This is a genomic window from Prevotella sp. tc2-28, from assembly GCF_900107705.1.
In the GTDB taxonomy this organism is placed as follows: Bacteria; Bacteroidota; Bacteroidia; order Bacteroidales; family Bacteroidaceae; genus Prevotella.
Window position 1 is genome coordinate 112,677 of record NZ_FNRE01000005.1, and the last position, 20,466, is coordinate 133,142.

General features: G+C 52.1%; 17 protein-coding genes. 6 read left to right on the forward strand and 11 right to left on the reverse strand.

Features of this window, described 5'->3' with window-relative positions; genetic code table 11:
- The first annotated feature begins 4 nt into the window (after positions 1-4).
- Entirely contained in the window at positions 5-2,128 is a 2,124-nt protein-coding gene (locus tag BLU47_RS06120) for a M3 family metallopeptidase (RefSeq protein ID WP_091960176.1), read from the forward strand.
- A 334-nt stretch (positions 2,129-2,462) separates the two neighbouring features.
- Here BLU47_RS06120 and BLU47_RS06130 read toward each other — a convergent pair whose 3' ends face one another.
- From BLU47_RS06130 to xylE, 3 genes are all read right to left on the reverse strand, one after another.
- Positions 2,463-3,524 carry a nucleoside hydrolase gene (locus tag BLU47_RS06130; protein WP_091959900.1) on the reverse strand — a complete coding sequence of 354 codons (1,062 nt, stop codon included), beginning with the start codon at positions 3,522-3,524 and terminating at the stop codon, positions 2,463-2,465.
- Positions 3,525-3,536: 12 nt separating this feature from the next.
- A complete protein-coding gene (locus BLU47_RS06135; protein WP_091959902.1) occupies positions 3,537-3,887 on the reverse strand; it encodes a response regulator in 351 nt (116 codons plus the stop codon).
- A 77-nt stretch (positions 3,888-3,964) separates the two neighbouring features.
- A complete protein-coding gene (gene xylE / locus BLU47_RS06140; protein ID WP_091959905.1) occupies positions 3,965-5,473 on the reverse strand; it encodes a D-xylose transporter XylE in 1,509 nt (502 codons plus the stop codon).
- A gap of 129 nt (positions 5,474-5,602) precedes the next feature.
- Between xylE and metF the strand changes: the two genes are divergently transcribed.
- The 4 genes from metF to BLU47_RS06160 are packed head-to-tail and all read left to right on the forward strand — an operon-like array spanning position 5,603 to position 9,316.
- Entirely contained in the window at positions 5,603-6,562 is a 960-nt protein-coding gene (gene metF / locus BLU47_RS06145; protein WP_091959908.1) for a methylenetetrahydrofolate reductase [NAD(P)H], read from the forward strand.
- A gap of 55 nt (positions 6,563-6,617) precedes the next feature.
- On the forward strand, positions 6,618-7,712 hold the full coding sequence (locus tag BLU47_RS06150) for a DNA polymerase III subunit (RefSeq protein ID WP_091959910.1): 1,095 nt from the start codon (positions 6,618-6,620) through the stop codon (positions 7,710-7,712).
- A 10-nt stretch (positions 7,713-7,722) separates the two neighbouring features.
- Positions 7,723-8,859 carry a PSP1 domain-containing protein gene (locus BLU47_RS06155; protein ID WP_091959913.1) on the forward strand — a complete coding sequence of 379 codons (1,137 nt, stop codon included), beginning with the start codon at positions 7,723-7,725 and terminating at the stop codon, positions 8,857-8,859.
- Entirely contained in the window at positions 8,846-9,316 is a 471-nt protein-coding gene (locus BLU47_RS06160) for a gliding motility lipoprotein GldH (RefSeq protein WP_091959915.1), read from the forward strand. The genes BLU47_RS06155 and BLU47_RS06160 overlap by 14 nt, the downstream gene beginning before the upstream one ends.
- 4 nt (positions 9,317-9,320) lie before the next feature.
- Here BLU47_RS06160 and rodA read toward each other — a convergent pair whose 3' ends face one another.
- From rodA to BLU47_RS06190, 6 genes are read right to left on the reverse strand one after another with little or no spacing between them, the layout of a single operon-like run.
- Entirely contained in the window at positions 9,321-10,784 is a 1,464-nt protein-coding gene (gene rodA / locus BLU47_RS06165; protein ID WP_091959918.1) for a rod shape-determining protein RodA, read from the reverse strand.
- Positions 10,765-12,618 (reverse strand): penicillin-binding protein 2, encoded by a 1,854-nt coding sequence (gene mrdA, locus BLU47_RS06170; protein WP_091959921.1) that lies wholly within the window; start codon positions 12,616-12,618, stop codon positions 10,765-10,767. The genes rodA and mrdA overlap by 20 nt, the downstream gene beginning before the upstream one ends.
- Positions 12,615-13,118, reverse strand: a complete 504-nt coding sequence (gene mreD / locus BLU47_RS06175) for a rod shape-determining protein MreD (RefSeq protein ID WP_091959924.1) — start codon at positions 13,116-13,118, stop codon at positions 12,615-12,617. Before mreD ends, mrdA begins: the two co-directional genes overlap by 4 nt.
- 6 nt (positions 13,119-13,124) lie before the next feature.
- The gene (gene mreC / locus BLU47_RS06180) at positions 13,125-13,994 is read right to left on the reverse strand and encodes a rod shape-determining protein MreC (RefSeq protein WP_091959927.1); all 870 of its coding nucleotides are present in this window, start codon (positions 13,992-13,994) and stop codon (positions 13,125-13,127) included.
- A gap of 11 nt (positions 13,995-14,005) precedes the next feature.
- Positions 14,006-15,028, reverse strand: coding sequence for a rod shape-determining protein (locus BLU47_RS06185; RefSeq protein WP_091959929.1), 1,023 nt, complete (start codon positions 15,026-15,028; stop codon positions 14,006-14,008).
- Positions 15,029-15,056: 28 nt separating this feature from the next.
- Complete coding sequence (locus BLU47_RS06190) at positions 15,057-15,650, reverse strand: IMP cyclohydrolase (RefSeq protein WP_091959932.1); 594 nt, start codon at positions 15,648-15,650, stop codon at positions 15,057-15,059.
- 256 nt (positions 15,651-15,906) lie between these two features.
- On the opposite strand from BLU47_RS06190, the gene BLU47_RS06195 reads away from it, so the two are divergent.
- Entirely contained in the window at positions 15,907-17,241 is a 1,335-nt protein-coding gene (locus tag BLU47_RS06195) for an OmpP1/FadL family transporter (RefSeq protein WP_091960179.1), read from the forward strand.
- Positions 17,242-17,292: 51 nt separating this feature from the next.
- On the opposite strand, the gene BLU47_RS06200 is transcribed toward BLU47_RS06195, so the two are convergent.
- The gene (locus BLU47_RS06200) at positions 17,293-19,437 is read right to left on the reverse strand and encodes a S8 family serine peptidase (protein WP_091959934.1); all 2,145 of its coding nucleotides are present in this window, start codon (positions 19,435-19,437) and stop codon (positions 17,293-17,295) included.
- A gap of 15 nt (positions 19,438-19,452) precedes the next feature.
- Positions 19,453-20,463 (reverse strand): amidohydrolase family protein, encoded by a 1,011-nt coding sequence (locus tag BLU47_RS06205; RefSeq protein WP_091959937.1) that lies wholly within the window; start codon positions 20,461-20,463, stop codon positions 19,453-19,455.
- Between the last annotated feature and the right edge of the window lie 3 nt (positions 20,464-20,466).

A 20,466-nucleotide genomic window follows, 5' to 3' on the forward strand; every position in this document is an offset into this window, starting at 1 on the left:
CATGATGAATACAAGAACTATTTTAGCGATCGGTATGACTTCCGTAACGATGCTATCGTTTAACGCCTGCCAACAGCACACGCAAGAGAATCCGCTGCTGGCTGAGAGTTCGTTGCCCTTTGGCGCTCCCGATTTCAGTAAGATTAAGACCGCTGACTATCTGCCAGCCTTCGAGGCCGCTATCAAGGACAAGCGCGACAATATCCAGAAAATTGTGGACTGCCCCGACTCGGCGACTTTCGAGAATACCATCCTGCCCTTCGAAGACAGTGGTAAGCTGCTCGATCATGTCAGTCGCACATTCTTCCCCCTAGTGGATGCCGACAAGACACCTGAGATTGGCGAGATAGAGAAGAAGGTGCAGCCCATGCTGACCGATTTGGAGAACGAGATTGCGTTCAACAAGACACTCTTCGAGCGCATCCGACAGGTCTACGACAAGCAGCACGACCAGCTGACGGGCGAGGACCAGAAGCTGTTGGAGGAAATCTATAAGGGCTTCGTCCGCAAGGGTGCCCTGTTGCCTGCCGACAAGATGGAACGCATGAAAGCCATCAACCTGCGCATCAGCGACTTGCAACAGCAATGGGGCGACCAACTGCAGGACGCCACCAACGACGCAGTGGTGTGGGTAGACAAGAAGGAAGAGCTGGCAGGCCTGAGCGACGCCGATATGGCCCAATGCCAGAAAGATGCCGAGAGTCGTGGTGGCAAGGCGCCCTACGCCATCGTCATCGTCAACACCACCCAGCAGCCTTTGCTCGCCACCCTCGACAACCGCGACTTGCGCAAGAAGGTCTTCGAGGCCAGCATTCACCGTGCCGACGGTACCAACGCCAAGCACAACACGTTCGCGATAGTCAGCGAGATAGCCAAGCTGCGTGCCGAGCAGGCCGAGCTGATGGGTTATCCCAACTATGCCGCTTACTCGCTGGAGAACACGATGGCGAAGACACCTGAGCATGTCTACGACTTCCTGAAGAATCTGATCAAGGCGTATGCGCCCAAGGCCGATGCCGAGACGAAGGCCATTGAGGACTTTGCCCGCAAGAGCGAGGGTGCCGATTTCCAGCTGCAACCCTACGACCGCTTCTACTACTCTGCCAAGATGAAGAAGGCGATGCTCGACATCTCCGACGACGAGGTGAAGCCGTACTTCAATGTCGACAGCGTACTGGTCAATGGCGTGTTCTATGCCGCCAACCTGGTCTACGGACTGACCTTCAAGGAGCGCACCGACATTCCGACCTACCATTCCGACATGCGCGTGTTTGAGGTTATCGACAAGGACGGCAAGCCCATGGCACTGTTCTATGGCGACTACTACCGTCGTCCCACCAAGCGCGGAGGAGCCTGGATGGACGCCTTCCAGGAGCAGACTCGCCGTTGGAAGCACCTGCCCATCATCTTCAATGTCTGTAATACGGCAAAAGCCCCTGATGGCGAGCCTTCGCTGCTGACATGGGACGAGGTGACCACCATGTTCCATGAGTTTGGTCACGCCCTGCACGGCATGCTGTCCAACTGCGAATACGAGACCTTGGCAGGAACCAGTGTGGCACGCGACTTCGTCGAGATGCCTTCGCAGTTCAACGAGTCGTTTGCAGCCATTCCCCAGGTGTTCGACCACTTTGCGCGCCATTACAAGACGGGTGCGCAGATGCCTGCCGAACTGAAGGAGCGCATGCTCAAGAGCATCAACTTCCAGACGGCCTATGCCCTGGGCGAGAACCTCGCAGCCACCTGTCTCGACCTGGCTTGGCACATGTTGCCTGCCAAGGATGTGCCCACCCCCGACAAAGCCGCAGCCTTCGAGAGCGAGGCTCTGCGCCAGATAGGTCTGTTGAACGCGCAGATTCCTCCCCGCTACAGCACCAGCTACTTCAACCACGTATGGGGCGGAGGCTATGCTGCCGGCTATTACAGCTATCTATGGACGGAGGTGCTGGCAGTCAACATCGCCGATGTCTTTGCCCAGCGCGGCGCCTTGAAGCGCGAGACCGGACAGGCCATGCGCGACAAGATCCTGAGTCGTGGCAATACCGGTGATTTGATGCAGATGTTCAGCGACTTCACGGGTATGCAGCAGCCTGATGCGTCCAGTCTGCTCAAGGCGCGCGGCTTATGAACTAGATGAGCAAGATTTTCTAGATTATCTAGATTGTCTAGATGATCCAGGCATTTTGTTTGCTGTTAATTTTTTTACCAATCGGACGGCGGATGGCGGAGCTGGTGTTGGGCGGCTATTAACAGAAAAAATTTCCTGGGCAGGGCGCAAAATCTTCCTAGTGAGGGAGCATTTTTTTGCGGGAGAGCAGATTTTTGGGGGCACGGGAGTGTACGGTAAGTGTTGAGATTTTTCACAATTGCACCAATAGAAAGCGTGACAAGCGTGACAGCAAAAACAAAGAGGTGTCGTCAATGGTGGCGGCACCTCTTTTTATCTTAACCATCTATCGTTTTCACGGTTTGCCGATAACGCGCATCTTGTCCAGCATGGTCGTAAACCACGCTTTGGTAACGGGTTTCTGATAACGACAGTTGCCTGTGGGCGATGGTGTGAACACGGTGGCGCAATGTTCGGTAAGGTTGACGATGCCACGCTCAGAGAGTGTGAACAGTGCATCGCCCTCAACGGCTTGGATGACAGTCAGCGGGTCCCACATGCGCTGGCCTGTGTCACAGTCGTAGGTCATATAGACTTGCTTGATGGGATGGATATCGGTCCAGGAGATGTCTTGGATGACGGTCTCGGGCGTGTAGTCGATTTCGTTGCCCACCTCCATGGGTGAGAATACGATATCGACATCTTTAGGCCATAGGTCAAAGAACTCCTCTGCAAACAACGGAGCCTGCAGGAAGTTATAGTCGGGCTCCTCGGAGGTGGTGAACACACCCGCCATGAGGTAGAGGCACTTCACCTTCTGTCTGACCAGTTCGACGCCGTTCAGCGGCGAGAACTCGTCAGGCTCCGAACCCAGCAGCTGGGCAATACAGGAGATGAAACCCGTAGAGCAGATGCTCACCGAGTTATCTGGCTGCGAGGCCAGCAACTGGCGGTAGAGTTTCCATCCGTCGGGCAGTTTGGAATAGTCGCTATAGGTTCTTTTGAACATCAGTTCACCCTGGGGGGTGGTATGCTCATAGAGCTTCTTGTAATTGATAAACACGTGTGGATCCTTGACACCGTCGCGCTCTAGGCCTATGGGCAGGTAGCCATAGCCGTAGTAGGTGTTCATCACGTCAGCCACAGCGGCACAATCCTCCCCTTCGCGATTCACCACGACGCCGAGCAGTTTGCAACGCCCTTCGTTTGCGTAGTTATAGAGCATGCGCAAGGCGATGAGGTCGTCGGTGGACGAGCCGAGGTCTGTGTCGTATATCACGAGGGGAACACCCGTATATGGCGGGGTGTAGCCTCCTTCGTTGTCGTCAACACTGGTACAGGAGAATATGCCGAACACACTGCTCAGCATAAGGAGTATGACGAGTTTTCCGCCAATTATATTCTTCAGTTTTTTCACACGCTAAAGGTATCAGATGTATTTCGCAATTATTTTCAGACACTCGGCAGCATTGACCGGTTTGGAGATGAAGTCGCAACAACCCGCGTCCATCGCCCGCTGACGATCGTTGTCGAAGGCATTAGCAGTAACAGCCAGCACGGGAAGGTTAGGCATCTGCGACTTAATCTGCCGGGTAGCCTCCAAGCCGTCCATAACAGGCATCTTCAAATCCATCAGTACCATATCCGGGCGCTCAGCCAGCGCCTTCAGCACGGCCTCCTGTCCGTTGGTAGCATGGGAGAACTCATAGTGCCCTTTCAGGATATAGGTCATCAGCAGGTAGTTGCTATCGTTGTCCTCTGCAATCAGAATTTTCTTCATATCGCATTTATCTTATTTCTTACCTCTTACATCATACATCATACCTCATCCATCATCCATCATACCTCATACATCTATTAATAGGTCTTACCGTCATGAGGCTTCTCACCAGGCACATAAGCCCTCCAGCGCCATAGCTTGGTCATATCCTCCAGCGTCTTGCCCTTCGTCTCGGGAACCAGTCGCCATACAAAGACAGCAGCGACAAGACAGATGATGCCGTAGAGTCCGTAGGTGAACCAATGTCCGAAGTCGTCGCCCTCCGTCAGGTGCATGTTGAACATGGGCACGAACGTTGACGAGACGATGAAGTTGAAAATCCACTGGAAGGCAACGGCGATGGCAACAGCAGCACCACGAATGGTGTTGGGGAATATCTCGGCTATCAATACCCAGCAGATGGGGCCCCATGAGAACATGAACGAAGCCGCATAGACGAGCAGTGAGACAGCGGTGACGAGCTCCAGGCCGGCGCGACCGAAGGTGACGGCAACGCCGAAGGCACCCAGCGCCATACCCAGCGAACCGCTGATGAGCAGGGGTTTGCGCCCCCATTTCTCCACCGTGAAGATGGCTACCAGCGTGAAGAGGAGGTTGATGACACCCATGAAGACGGTGATGACCATCGGGTTCTCCATTCCCATGTCGCCAAAGATACGCGGTGCGTAGTAGAGCACGGCATTGATACCCACAGCCTGCTGGAAGACGCTGAGCATGATGCCGATGAAGATACACATGGCACCGTAGGTCATCAGCTTCTCGGTCTTCTGCACCAGGGTCTCCCTGATGGCATTCAGGATGAACTGTCCGCGATCGGTACCGTTAATCTTAACAAGTACTTCAAGGGCACGCTGGTCCTTGCCTACAGAAACCAGGAAACGGGGACTTTCCGGAACAAGGCTGATGAGCAGGGCGAACATGCCTGCAGGTATCGCCTCGGAGCCGAACATATAGCGCCATCCCGTGGTAACGGTCCACTGAGCAGCAGGGTTGATAGCTGCCAAGCCCTTGCCCATCTCCTCGACAACGGGCTGGATGTGGTCGCCCAGAATGAAGAAGTTGACAAAGTAGACCACCAGCTGTCCGAAGATAATGGCGAACTGGTTGCAGCTGACCATCATTCCACGGATGTTGGAAGGGGTAATCTCACTAATATACATGGGACATACCGCTGATGCCAAGCCCACACCGATACCACCGATGATACGGTAGAAGTTGAACATGAGCAGCAGCGAGAAGGAGGGCTCGCCATGCGAGAAGAACATGAACTCGGGCTCCATAGAACCTAAGGCGGAGACGAAGAACAGGACACCGGCAATCACCAGCGTGCGCTTACGCCCCAGGTTGGTAGCCAGGAACCCCGACAGGGCCGAACCGATGATACATCCAATCAATGCACTGGCGGAAGTAAACCCATGCCAGCCATCAGTGTAGGTAAAATCCTGAGCATTGGCAAAGAACGCCTGAAGGCCCTTTTCTGCGCCAGAAATCACAGCGGTATCATAACCGAAAAGCAAACCGCCCAAAACGGCGACCAACACAATAGAAAACAGGTAAGCCGAACTACCTCTCTTTTGGTATTCCATATTAATTTATTAGCGTTTTACGTTAGCACTTTTAAAAATGAACGCACAAAAGTAAAACTTTTTTTCCGAAATCCTTGCGTTTTCTCCAACTTTTTAACTAATTTTGTAGCACCATTTCAATTTAACAACATGACAGTAGCTGACTATATCAACCAACAAACAAGTGACGAGCATCGTTTCTCGTTCGAAGTATTGCCCCCGTTAAAGGGAAACGGCACGGAAGCTTTGTTCCGCACCATCGACAAACTGGCGGTGTTTAATCCGGCTTTCATCAACATCACGACGCACCACTCGGAATATGTATACAAGGAATTGGACAACGGACAGTTCGAGCGCCAGCGCATCCGCAGACGACCTGGCACGATAGCCATCGCGTCAGCCATCAAGCAACGGTATAACATCCCCGTAGAGCCACACGTCATCTGCAGTGGACAGACCATCGAACAGATAGAATACGAACTGCTGGACTTGCAGTTCCTGGGCATCCGCAACCTCATGTTGCTTCGTGGCGACAAGGCCAAGGAGGACAGTCGCTTCACCCCTACTCCAGGCGGACACGCCCACACAACAGACTTGATCAAACAGGTGGTACGCTTCAACGAGGGATTCTTCGCCGACGGCACACCCATCAAGCATCCAGGACCGAAGTTCGACTTCGGAGTGGCTTGCTATCCTGAGAAACACGAGGAGGCGCCCAACCTGGAACGCGATATGGAATACCTGAAACAGAAGCAGGACTTGGGCGCGCAATATGCCGTCACGCAGCTGTTCTACGACAACGAGAAATACTTCCAGTTCGTGGAGAAGGCTCGTCAGATGGGCATCACCATCCCCATCATTCCAGGCATCAAGCCGATGGCGAAACTGAGTCAGCTGACGGTGGTACCCAAGACCTTCCATTGTGACATCCCCGAGGCGCTGGCAAAGGAAATCGTCAAGTGCAAGACGGACGAGCAGGCGATGCAGTTGGGCATTGAGTGGACTACACAGCAATGTCGCGAACTGTATGCACACGGCGTTCATAACATCCACTTCTACACCGTCTCGGCAGTCGACTCGGTGGCTGAAGTTGCCAGGCGGCTATTGTAAAATGCCCTAACAAATTTGGCATTTCGCACTATTTTTTGTAACTTTGTCCCCGATTATGGCTTTTGAACAGGTGATAGGACAACGGGAGGCGCAGGAGCGCCTGCAACAGATGGTCAGCGAAGGCCGTTTGCCCCATGCTATCATGCTGTGCGGACCGCAAGGGTGCGGAAAGATGGCGCTGGCAATGGGATTTGCCAAGATGCTGCTGGGCGACAGTCCGATGCTTCAGAAATGGGAACACCCCGACTTGCACTTTACCTATCCTACCATCAAGCTACCGTCTATGGGTGACCACAAGCCCGTTAGTGACGACTTCGCCAAGGAGTGGCACGAACTGATTATGGCGGGTCCCTACTTCACGATGACGGAATGGATGGAACAGATGGGGGGCGAGAACCAGCAAGCCATCATTACTGCTGGCGAGAGCGACAGCCTGATCAGGAAGTTGTCGCTGAAATCCAGCCAGGGGGGCTACAAGGTCAGCCTTATCTGGTTGCCTGAGCGCATGAACATTGAGTGTGCCAACAAGATACTGAAACTACTGGAAGAGCCACCTTCGCAGACGGTGTTCATCATGGTCTGCCAAGAGCCCGACCGACTGCTGGAAACCATCCGCAGTCGCGTACAACGCATAGACGTAAAGCGCCTCACTGACGAAGATATCGAACAGGCTCTTCGTGACAAGCGCGGACTGACCGAAGAGGTGGCCCATCGCACGGCTCGCATGGCTAACGGTAGTTGGCTGAAAGCACTCGAGATGCTAAATGCCGATTCGGAGAACGAACTCTTCCTGGACATGTTCCAGACCTTGATGCGACTGGCTTACCTGCGCAAGGTCAAAGACCTGAAAACCTGGTCGGAACGTATGGCAACAATGGGACGTGAGAAGCAGAAGCGATTCCTGGAATATTTCCTGCGACTTGTTCGTGAGAACTTCATGTACAACTTCCACCAACAGGAACTATGCTACATGACACAACGCGAGGAGGATTTTGCCAAGAACTTCGCCCGCTTCATCAACGAAGCCAACATCCTGCCTATCAGCGAACTGGTCAACAGAGCCATCCGCGACATCGGGCAGAACGCCAATGCCAAGATTGTATTCTTCGACATGGCGCTGAAAATGATTGTATTATTGATTCAGAAATAAAATAAGATAAATGGAAAAAGAACTGACCATCAAAACAGGATGTGACCGTGGACTGTGCAAGCATGCCGTAGGACGACAGGACAGACAGCTGAACACGTATGACTGGTTGGCTGACGTACCTGGAAACATAGACACGACAGACCTGGTGGAGGTGCAATTCAAGCACACCCGTAAGGGTTACTATCATAATGTCAACAAACTCGACCTGAAGAAGGGCGACATCGTAGCCGTAGAAGCCAACCCTGGACACGACATCGGTGTGGTTACCCTCACTGGACGCTTGGTAAAACTACAGTTAAAGAAGGCCAACCTGAAAAGTGCCGACGACATCAAGCGTGTCTATCGTATCGCACGACCCAATGATATGGAGAAATTTCGCGAAGCCAAGGCTCGTGAGCACGCTACGATGATTGAGAGCCGCCAGATTGCCAAGGGACTGGGACTGAACATGAAGATAGGCGACGTAGAATATCAGGGTGACTGCAACAAAGCCATCTTCTACTATATCGCCGACGAGCGCGTAGACTTCCGTCAGCTCATCAAGGACCTCGCTGCTACTTTCCACGTGCGCATTGAGATGAAACAGATTGGTGCCCGACAGGAGGCCGGACTGATTGGCGGAACAGGACCCTGTGGACGCGAGTTGTGCTGTGCCACCTGGATGAAGAACTTCGTCAGTGTCGGAACCTCAGCAGCCCGCTACCAGGACATCTCACTCAACCCCCAGAAACTGGCAGGTATGTGCGCCAAGCTGAAGTGTTGTCTGAACTACGAGGTCGACGATTACGTGGAAGCCAGCAGAAAACTGCCTTCCAAGGAGGCGATGCTGCAGACGCAGGACAACGACTACTACTATTTCAAGGCAGACATCCTGGCTGGACTGGTCACCTACTCCACCGACAAGAACATCGCTGCCAACCTGGAAACCATCACGGCTCAGCGTGCCAAACAGATTATAGAGATGAACCGAAAGGGAGAAAAACCCATCTCACTGACTGAGGATGCTAGCAAGAAGGCACCTGCAGGACCTATCGACCTGGCTACGCAGGAGAATATCAACCGCTTCGACCGTGCAAAGAAGAAAAAGAAGAAGAAGCCCAGAAAGCCGGCACCAGGCGGACAACAACCCACGAATGCGAAGGAATAACCACACCTTATTATATATAGGAGGACTCTTCGTCCTCCTTATGATGGCTTGCAACCAGCAAACCGTCTATAACCGTTATCTGCACACATCTCTCAACGGATGGGAGCGCAACGACACGCTAAGATACATCATTCCGACGATTCAGAAAGACGGCAACTACATGGAAGAGATCGGGGTTCGCATCAACGGCAATTATCCTTTCATGAAGCTATGCCTCATCATTGAGCAAACCAAGATAAACACTCATGAGAAGCGCACAGATACCCTACTGTGCGACTTGATTAACAAACGAGGTCATCCCTTAGGAAGCGGCATCAGCAAATATCAAAACACCTTTCACCTGACAACCTTGCAATTGAGCAAGGGCGACTCGTTGCGCATCTGTGTCCGTCACGATATGAAACGCGAGATGCTGCCTGGCATTTCCGAGGTGGGTGTCCGTCTCTACAAACGCTAACCTACTACGACCGTATCAGATGACGGGTAGCGTCCAGACGCAAGAAGATAAACAATAGCAAGGTAAAGCCCCATAGTGAAGAGCCACCATAACTGAAGAAGGGCAGTGGGATGCCGATGACAGGAGTCAGTCCCAGCACCATTCCCACGTTGATGAACACATGGAACAGGAACACGCTCAGCACGCAATAGCCGTAGATACGTGCAAAGGGAAGCGGTTGTCGCTCGGACAAATAGATGAGTCGGAGTATCAACAGCAAGAACAATATCAACACACCGGCAGAACCCAGGAATCCTTCTTCTTCACCCACTGTACAGAATATAAAGTCGGTGTCCTGTTCCGGCACAAACTTCAACTTGGTCTGTGTCCCGTTCAGGAAACCTTTTCCTTCCAGACCGCCTGAACCGATGGCTATCTCACTCTGATGCACATTATACCCCGCACCACGCAGGTCCTCGTCCAAGCCCAACAGCACATTGATACGCGAACGCTGATGGGGCTCCATCACATTCTGCATGATGAAATCAGCACCGTAGAAAAAGCCGACCGAACCAATCGTAAAGAGGGCGATAAAGAAATAGTTGCGGATGCGCGATCCCAGTCCTTCCCATATCAGATAGCCTATCAGGAATATCGTCATACCCCACTGGATGTACAACACTTCAAGGGGTATCTTAGCCAGGAAGTATAAGAGTAATGTCAAAGCCAGACATCCTGCCAGCAGGCGCCATGCTACACGTTTGTTACAGTAGGTCCACACCATTCCGATGGAGAACACCTGTACCAGGAACAATACCGAGAACTTGCCAATGGAAGTGACGGAGTCGGCAAAGGTAACATCCGCAAAACGGATACCCACCACGAAGTAAACCACCATCGCCACACCAGTGAACAGGATGGAACCGGGCATTCCCTCCCGATAGAACATCAGGAAGAAAGACAGATACACCAGTGCCGAACCGGTCTCACGCTGTAAGACGATGCACACCATCGGCAAGAGGATAATACCTATTGTAGCTGCAAAATGCTTCCATTGATTGATGTTATACCCGTAGGCCGACATGAACTTCGCCAATGCCAGCGCGGTGGCAAACTTGGCAAACTCTGCTGGTTGTAATCGTAGCGGACCCAATACCAGCCAGGAACGGGAGCCTTTGATGCTATGCGGATTGAAGATGGTGGCAAAGAGCAGTATCACCAGCAGGAAATAGATGATATAGGCAAAGGTGTCGTAGAACCGGTCATCCAGCATGACAATGACAAAACCCAGGATGATACTGGTTCCTATCCAGATGATCTGCATACCCGAACGGGTAGAGAGGCTGAAGATGTCTGTTTCGCCATACGAGTAACTGGCACCGCACACGCTAATCCACCCGAACGACAACAGGGCGATATAGAGCAATATCGTCCACCAGTCAATGGAGCGTAAGACGCTTGTCTGTCGTTTATCTGCTTGTCGTACCATAAGCAATGTGTCTGTGTTGGAATTCCTCAGCACGCTTCAGGGAGGCTTCTGAGAGTTTTCCGTGAATATACTGTTCCATGATGAGTCCGCCAATAGGCACACCGTAAGTAGCACCCCAGCCACCGTTCTCCACATAGACGGCAACGGCTATCTTGGGATTGTCCATCGGTGCGAAACCCATAAATACGGAGTGGTCGTGTCCGCGGTTCTGGGCAGTACCCGTCTTGCCGCAAGCCATAAAGTCGTACTTCGCCAGTTCGTGGCACGTTCCTCCTGTTGCCGAAGCGCGCATGCCCTGTACCACATAGTCGTAGGAAGCCCGGTTAGCCATCGTATGACGACGCTTGGTATAGAGGGTGTCCAACGGCTCTCCCTGTACTTTCTTCACCACATGCGGGGTGATGAACCATCCTCGGTTGGCAATGGTAGCGCCCAGGTTGGCTATCTGAAGCGGAGTGGCATTGACCTCACCTTGTCCGATGGCAATAGAGATAATGGTCAATCCGTTCCACGAACCCTTATAAGCCTTGTCGTAGAATTGCGCATTGGGGATTAGTCCGCGCTTCTCTCCTGGCAGGTCGATACCCAGTTTATAGCCGAACCCCATGCTGACCATATAGTCGCGCCACTTATTCATCGCATTCTGTACGGAACCGTATTTCGACTTTGCTCCTATCATATAATAGAGGCCCCAGCAGAAATAACCGTTACACGAGGTGGACAGGGCGGGCACCAAAGGCAGGGGCGACGCATGACCGTGACAACCTACATGCAATCCCTTGTAATTGAATCCGTGACCACAGGGATATGCCGTATGTGTCGGATGGATGATGCCTTCCGTCATAAAGGTAAGACCTTGTGTCGTCTTGAACGTAGAACCCGGTGGATACTGACCCATAATACTACGGTTTAGTAAGGGTTTCCACACGTTCTGACTCAACTGTCGATGACTCTTGGAGCGCTGGCGTCCAACCATCATGCGGGGATCGTAACTCGGCGAACTGACCATGCATAGCACCTCACCCGTCGAGGGTTCTATAGCGACAATACTTCCAATCTTACCTTCCATCAGTCGCTCACCCAAAGCCTGCAGGTCGGCATCCAGTCCGAGTGTCAGGTTCTTGCCTGCCACTGGCCGACGGTCGAACTTACCATTCTGATAGCGTCCTTGCACTCGACCGTGTGCGTCACGCAGCAATATCTGCATACCCTTCTCACCACGCAACTGCTTCTCGTAACTACGTTCCACACCCAACTTGCCAATATAGTCGCCAGGCTGATAGTACTCATCTTCCTCTATATCGGCAGGTGACACTTCTGCCACATCACCTAACACGTGGGCAGCAAAGGGATACTGGTATTGACGAATACTACGCCGTTGCACGTAAACGCCTGGGAAATGGAACAGCTTCTCCTGGAACACGGAGAAGTCCTTGTCCGACAACTGACTCATAAAGAGCTGCTGGGTGAAGCGCGAATAGCCCGGATTCTTTGAACGGTCCTTGATGGTCTCCATGCGCTGAATGAAGTCTTCCTTCGTGATGTTCAGTGCAGCACAAAAGTCAAGGGTGTCCAGATGATCCTTTGCCTCGTTCACCACCACCATAATATCGTAGGCAGGCTGGTTATACACCAGCAACTTCCCGTTACGGTCGGTGATGACCCCTCGCGACGGATATTCTATCTTCTTGAGAAAAGCATTCGAGTCGGCACTCTTCTTGTAGTCGTCGCTCGAAATCTGAAGCATGAAAAGGCGGATGATGTAGATTACCACAATGAGTGTAGCCACACCAGCTATGACATAGTGCCTATAGTCTAACTCGTGGTTCTTCATTCCTTACCTCTGGCTATCTCAAACGTGAATATCAATAATAGGGTGATAATGGTACTACCGACGACGCACATGGCCCAATGCTTCATGTCGGAGAGGTTAAAAAACTCCAGTGAAAAGAACACCACACAATAGAGGGATACCAGCGGTATGAGATACCATACATACTTCGTCGGACCAAGTGTACGAAGTGACGGTTCAAAGCTGTCTGCTGAGTCGTGCGGAGCAAAGAGTTCCAGCCAATAAGGCTGTATGGCAGCAATCAGCACCAACGAGCCAGCTGCCAATCCAGGCGTGTTATAGAACACATCCACTAAAAGCCCGAGAAAGAATCCCCACAGCAACAGCGCCCACTTGGGATAGTTTCGGGCAAACATGGTCACGAAATAGACGTAGAACAAGGGGGTAGCACAATGGAAGAGGTGTATTCGTCCCAACACCAATACCTGTGCCACGAGGAATAGCAGGAACAAGCCCGCCTGTTTCATGATATCCGTTGCCATCTTTCGCTATTCGTTAACATTGAGTTTCAGTGAGTCTTGAGCAGCTCTCATCAGTTGCATGCGCTCTGCTATCGTCTTATCGGTGATAACCATCACATCACGCAGGTTGCCAAAATCGGTCGACAAGCGCACCTTGAGCTTATAGGAAAGTCCGTCACGCGAGTTGTAGACTTCCACTATCTGGCCTACTAACACCCCTGCGGGGAAGATGCTGGAGTATCCGTTGGTTTCCACCCAGTCGCCTTTCTTGAAGCGGGCATGTCGGGGGATGTCCTCCACAAAAGCATGTCCGGCATCACCACCATACCATCGCAACACACCGAAATAGTCGTGTCCGCGGATAGCACAGCTGATGCGTGACGAACGTCCGTTCAGCACGGGTATCACTACCGAATAGTGGGCTGAGGTCAGGTAGGTCACACCTACGATTCCCTTACCACATACGACACCCATGCCTTCCTCTACGCCGTCAGCACTTCCTTTGTCTATCGTCATCAGGTTGTTGACCTTGTCCAGCTCACTTGAAATAACCTTTGCCGATAGCAACTGGTAACTTCTCAGGGTATCTATCTGCTGTCTGTCCTTCGCATCCTCCTTCTGGGTGGCTTCTCCGTAAAGACGACGAAGCTGAGTGACCTGACGCTCCAAGTAGAAATTACGTCGCGTCAAGTCCTCATTCGCTTTCGTCAAAGAGAAGAAAGACGTCAGTTTTGAAGTTCCTTCATACACTTTCCCGACTACCACATTGGCGGTGGAGAACCACACGCTCCCCTGATAGCTGTTGTATTGTGTCAACAGTACCATGCTGATAATCTCGAGCACTACGAAAATAGCCCAATGGTAGTGTCTGCTTAGGAAGTCCAGCAGGTTTTTCATCCGTCGCTACCTTATCGCATCAGGAACGTGAAACGGTCTACATTCTTCAAAGCCACGCCAGCACCCTGGGCAACAGAGTGCAACGGATCTTCTGCGATGTGGAACGGGATGTTGATCTTGTTCTCAAGACGGCGATCCAAACCGCGTAGCAGGGCACCGCCACCAGCCAGCCAGATACCGTTCTTCACAATGTCGGCATACAGCTCAGGCGGGGTGTTCTCCAGTGCTGAGAGAACGGCATTCTCTATCTTTGCCACAGTCTTGTCAATACAATGGGCGATCTCTTGATAGCATACAGGCACCTCCATAGGCAATGCCGTGATACGGTTCGGTCCGTGTACGATATAGTCCTCGGGGGCTTCGTCGCCCAGATCTGTCAATGCAGAGCCTACAGCTATCTTGATGCGCTCAGCCATACGCTCAGAAACCTTCACATTGTGCTGACGAGCCATATACTCCTGGATGTCAGCCGTCAGGTCGTCACCAGCCGTACGGATGGAGTTGTTGCTGACGATACCACCCAGCGAGATGACGGCAATCTCCGTAGAGCCACCACCGATGTCTACAATCATGTTGCCTTCTGGAGCCTCAACATCAATTCCGATACCTACAGCAGCTGCCATCGGCTCGAAAATCAGATAGACATCACGGCCACCGGCGTGTTCTGCAGAGTCACGAACGGCACGAAGCTCTACTTCGGTAGAGCCTGAAGGTACGCCAATCACCATACGCAGTGAGGGTGAGAACAGGCGCGAACCCGTATGTACCATCTTAATCAGTCCGCGCATCATCTGCTCACAGGCAGAGAAGTCGGCAATTACACCATCGCGCAACGGGCGTACCGTACGGATGCTATCATGTGTCTTTTCATACATCATCTTGGCCTTCGATCCGACGGCAAGCACCTTATCGGAATGACGGTCAAGCGCTACTACTGACGGCTCGTCGACAACCACCTTATCATCACTGATAATGATGGTGTTGGCCGTTCCTAAGTCCATTGCGATTTCCTGGACGAAACTAAAAAATCCCATTCTAATTTACAATTTGACAATTTACGATTTACTTCTCAAACCAAGCGTGGATGGCTGTGTCGTAGTGTGAGCTAACGCCGAAAGCACGGGTAGCAAACATGCGTCGTTGTTCCTTCGTGGTCTCTGCTCCCTGCTTCTTCAGGATATCGAGCAGCACACTGTATTCTGCCTTACTGGGCACGATAACCACATCGTTGAAGTTCTTGGCACCAGCACGAATCAGCGAGATGCCACCGATGTCAATCTTTTCGATGATATCTTCCTCGGAAGCACCACTGGCTACGGTCTGCTCAAAGGGATACAGGTCAACGATGACCAGGTCAATCTCGGGAATCTCATACTGAGCCATCTGCTGACGGTCTCCTTCGTTCTCACGACGTCCCAGAATACCTCCAAACACTTTGGGATGCAAGGTCTTCACGCGACCGCCCAGGATAGACGGATAAGTGGTGACATTCTCCACCTTCTCACAGGCATAGCCTAACGACTCGATAAAAGTCTGAGTACCACCTGTCGACAGGAACTTCACACCTTCATCGTTCAGTTTCTTGAGCAACTCATCCAGCCCGTCCTTATGAAACACGGAGATGAGCGCTGTCTTAATCTTCTTTGTATCTGCCATAAAAATATAACGTTATATAATGATTCTGAATCGGGTTGCAAAATTACAAAAAAGAAGGCACATTGCCACACGTTTCTCCTAAAAAAAACGCTTTCCTATAAAAATAATAATGTAAGTCAATGAATAGACACGATGGGACAACGGGCAAAACCATAAAATTTGTTCGTTTTCGGAAAATAATTTGCCGATTGTTCGTTCAAATCCAAAATATTTTCGTACCTTTGCAGCGGAATCAATAATCAACCAGATGACATATATGAAGAAAAGACTGACGATGATTGCTGTGGCTACGCTGATAGTAGCCACAGCAACGGCAGGCGGACTGATGACCAACACCAACTATCACATAGCCTTCGACCGCATGATGGCTCGAGGTGCATCTTTAGACATCGATGCCGCCTACTCAAACCCTGCAGGACTAGCCTGGGGGCACGAGGGCTTCCAGCTCTCACTCAATTTCCAGAAACCTTGGCAGTATCGTGATATCGAGCTGACAAGAAACGGACAGAAGACGCTCTATGAGGGAAAGGCTTCTGCTCCCATCGTACCCGCCTTGTTCGCTTCTTACAAGAAAGACCGCTGGGCGGTCAGCACCATGATCGGCATCGTGGGCAGTGGTGGTTTCGTGGAATACAAACAGGGTGTGCCCATGTTCAACGTACTGTTGCAGAGCATGTTAGCCACCAACGGTATTAACCCCGACACCTACTCCCTCGACTCGGAGATGAAGGGTAAGCAGTATATCTATGGCGGACAGGTCAACTTCACCTACAAGATTCTCGACTGCTTCTCTGCAGCTGTGGGCATTCGTGCCAACTATTACGACGGCTACTATCGCGGTCACGTCAAGGCGGTGGAGCATCCGATGTTCGGCGATGTGGCTAAACTGCTGCTCGACGTCGATCAGAAAGGCTGGGGCTTCACACCGATGATCAGTGTCAACTACCATCAGGGACCGCTCACGCTCACTGCCCGCTATGAGTTCCGCACCAAGCTGAACCCCAAGAACGAGACGAACATCCTCGATGCCGGACTGGGTGCCAAAGTCGTTGAATACATGGTGAAGACCGAACCCAATGCGGAGGCTAAGCTGGCTGCCTTGCAGGCTCAGCTGGGTGCCTATACGGCTCCTTACCAGAACGATGTCCGCACGCGTTACGACATGCCTGCCCTACTCTCTGTAGCCGCTGGCTACGAGTTTTCTCCCAAGCTCCGTGCTACCCTCGAGTATCACTTCTTCGACGACAAGAATGCCAAGATGGCTAACGACCGTCAGAACGAGCTGAAGCACGGCACCCACGAGATTCTGGCTGGTATCGAATACGACATCAACGAGAAGTTCACCGTCAGCTGTGGCGGTCAGCGCACCGACTACGGACTCGCCGACGGCTACCAGCAGAACACCTCCTTTGCCTGCGACAGCTATAGCATCGGTCTGGGTGGTGCCTGGAACATCAACGAACAGGTTCGTCTGAATGCCGGCTACTTCATCAGCCTTTACAGCAACTACGACAAGCAGACTACCTATGGTCTCGAGACCTACTCACGTACCAACAACGTGATTGGTATCGGTCTCGACTGGAAGTTCTAAACTGTAAAAAGGGAAAATAAAACAACAAGCGGGGTCTGTGCCCCGCTTGTGTTATTTGATGACAACCTTACGTCCGCCGACGATGTAGATACCGCGGGTGGGGTTGGTTACCTGACGACCCTGCAGGTCGTAAATCTTCTCACGCTGACTGGGTGCCACCGTGCCTTTCACCTCCTCTATGCCGGAAGGACTGAGGTTGAGAATATAGTTGAGACCCTTCTGAGCATTGATTTTCCCGTAGCCCCATCGGATGGGCGTCTTGGCGGTGAAATCGTCGTTGTCGCACGCGTTCTTCAGCGCGTCCTTTATCTGTTCGAAGGTCAGTCCGGGCTTGGCTTGCAACCACAGTGCGATGATGCCAGCCACGTGGGGAGCAGACATCGAGGTACCGTTATAGGCTGTGTACGGACTGCCTTTCCACTTCATAGACTCTTTGGGCGTGCCCGGATCGTCATATTTGAGGGCTTTCGCGTTGATAGCCGACACGATGTTGACACCGGGAGCACATACCATTGGAGCATTGACCCCGTTGGAGAAATGGCCGTAGCTGGAGAAGTGAGCGATGTCGCCGAGGGGAAATTCCGAGGAGGCGTCTTTATCATCCTCCGTGTAGTTACGGCTCAGTGTGTTGGTACAGTAGGCTCCTACGCTGATGATGTTGGGCGTGGAAACCCAGTCGCTGGCGGAGATGTCATTGTCGGCAACGGCGCTTCCTGGGGCATTGCCGTATCTGTTGTTATCCCAGAAATCCATTTCCAAGCCGTCGTAGCCCTCTACAGTGAGACTGAAGGGGTCGGGTTTGCCGCCCTCATCGGGAATATATATCGTACCGCCGTAAACAGCCTTGATGTGGAGTTTGCCGTCAACAGTACCCACACTGATGTACACCTTTCCTCTGGTTAACAGGGCAAGATCTTTATCATAGGGCGCGAGAGGGTCTATGTCTGTATCGTCACCGTTTGCTCCCTTGGAGACGACGGGGTCGCCTATCTTATAGCTCACCTCGAGCCCCCATTTCTGAGTGTTCTGATGAAGGATGGCCATCTTCACCTTGACCGTCTGGCCGACGACGGCAGGTTGGCGTGAGTATCCGTTGGTGTTGGCCTGTGTAGAGAAGTCGTCGCCATATTCATTATGACTTTCGACCATGGGGAACACGGTTTTGAGGGTGTTGTCGGCAGCTGTAAACTTCTTGTAGATATGCGGAGTCAAACTACCCTCGTTGCCGGAAGACATGACGGGAATAGTCGTCTTGGCTACTTCGCCCATCATCTCGGGTATGGTTCCAGTACCGTTGTGCGGTCCCTCATGGCTTCCGATACTCATATTGATAACAAGGTCTATTTTCTTCTGCTTGGCATAGTTGACAGCAAACATCAGCGCCTTCTCCAAACTTCCTTGATAGGTTTCATAGCGCAGGGCGTCGTATACTGCATCGAAGGGAATTATCATGATGTCGGCTTCGGGAGCCATACCGGTGAATCCCAGGGCACTCTTCGTTCCTACGGCGATACCTGCAGTATGGGTTCCATGGGTGTCAAGGAGTCCGTCATCCTCGCCAAGCGCCTGAATGCCCTCGGGGGTGTCGTAGTAGTAGCCGGGAGCGGTCACCTCACCCGCCTTGGGGTCGGTGTACGTCAGCTGTTTATGTCCTGCTTTGCCAGTCTTATCTTCCATCATGTAGACGCACTTGATGCGGCTGTTCCCGTTGGCATCGGCAAAGGCGGCATGCGTGAAATTGAAACCACCGTCGATGATACACACCATCACCCCCTTGCCGGTGAGCGACGTGGCGGCTCCTGCCGGTTTGTTGAGGATATCACTGACCTTGGTTGCCTTCACCGAGACGTCGGTCAGCGGCTTTCCCGTGTGGGTGACGTCAATGCGCTCGATGCCCTTCAGGGTGGCAAGACGCTGAACACTCGATACTGGGATGTTGATGACGGCCTGCTGACCCAGCACGCCTTCTATCCGACCTCCTGCGTCGCGAATGGCATTGTAGGTCTCCACAGCCACCTCGTCAGCCACTTTGACCACCAAGGTGAGGCGGTTCTCGTCGGCATTGGCGCTACGGCGCCCTTGTCCTTCTAACGCCTGCTGCTGATTAGTCAACAGCTGTGCGTCCAGTGTCATCTTGTCTTGTGCTGCAACCGTCATGCTGACAGCCAACAGCACCAATAGGTAGAATTTTCTCATTGTATTTTGAAACAACTAACTTAAAATGTACTTCTCGGCATTCAGGTGGAAGAGTTTTTCTTTTTCCTCTTCCGTCAGATCCAGCGTTTTCACGAATTTCATCATGTTTGCCAGACACTCGTAGGGATAGTCTGAGGCGAAAATGATGCTGTCGATGCCGAAGGCCTTCTTGGTACACTCAAAGGTGATTTTAGACATAATGCCGCTGGTGGTCATCACCACATTCTTGTTCTGGAAGTAGTAGGCTACCGTGTGCTTCATCTTTACCTCGTCGTCCTTGATCCATGCAAAACGGTTGTCAACCCTGTCGATGATGAACGGGAAGTATTCGCCACAGTGTCCGAGAATCATTCTCAGCTTGGGGAACTTATCGAAGGTGCCGTTCAGAATCAGTCGCAACGACGTCTTCATGGCATCCAGTCCGAAACCGAGACCTGGCGAAGAATACACATAGCCCATGTCCTTCATGTCCTTGTCGTCGGAAGCCTGCGGATGAACATAAACGGCACAGCCCAACTCTTCAGCCTTTGCCAGCAGCGGCAGGTATTTCTCTTCATACAGGTGCTCGTGCATGTAGTTGGAGTGTGTGTGCCAGTATTTGAATCCCAGCTCTTTGACGCAACGCTCCAACTCCTTGATGGCCTCATCGACGTATGGTGTCGGCAAAACGGCAGCACCATAGAAACGACCAGGGAATTTCTTGATGAGTTCTGCTACAGCATCGTTGGATTTCTTAGCGAAATACACGCACTCCTTCTCGGGCAGTTCCTCCAGTGCAGGCGAACTGGACATCACAGCGACGTCAACGCCGCAACGGTCCATCTCCGCTACGCGCTCCGCTCCGAAATTCATCAGCTCGTCAATGACAGGATAGGTGTTCGTCACGCCGCCAAGATGACCATAGACTTTGTCCCTCACTTCCAGCACTTTTGTTTCCGGATAATACCTCATGGCCTGATTTCTCGTAGCGAGATAGTCCATCAACTCTGGTAAATAATAATGGAATTCGCAATCAATAATTTTCATATC